Raw genomic sequence first — 403 nt, forward strand, 5'->3', positions numbered from 1 at the left:
GGGATTTATTCCGGCGCACACCTCTGACGATACCAATAACAGAAGGCGGGCGTTGGTAACAGCGACCCGATACCCTATGAGCATTTCAATGACTACAAAACTCAGTTATGGATTTGGAGCGTTCGGGAAGGATTTTGCGATCGGCATTGTGTATATGTACCTCATGTATTACTACACCGATGTCGTCGGGCTGTCTGTGGGTTTGGTCGGTACTTTGTTTCTGGTGGCGAGGATCTGGGATGCTATTAACGATCCGATTATGGGATGGATTGTAAATGCTACGCGATCGCGATGGGGTAAGTTCAAACCCTGGATCCTGATCGGTACGTTGGCAAACTCTGTAATCTTATTTCTCCTCTTTAGTGCGCATCTGTTTGAAGGTACTACTCAGATTGTCTTTGTT

Annotated in this window: 1 protein-coding gene; it reads left to right on the top strand. The window is 46.7% G+C overall.

Annotation, left to right across the window (positions count from 1 at the left end):
• The coding region (locus tag IEQ44_RS15600; RefSeq protein WP_227487613.1) for an MFS transporter at window positions 1-403 on the top strand (403 nt) is incomplete at both ends.

The sequence above is a fragment of the Nocardioides malaquae genome (genome assembly GCF_015070385.1).
GTDB classification, from domain to species: Bacteria; Actinomycetota; Actinomycetes; order Propionibacteriales; family Nocardioidaceae; genus Nocardioides; species Nocardioides malaquae.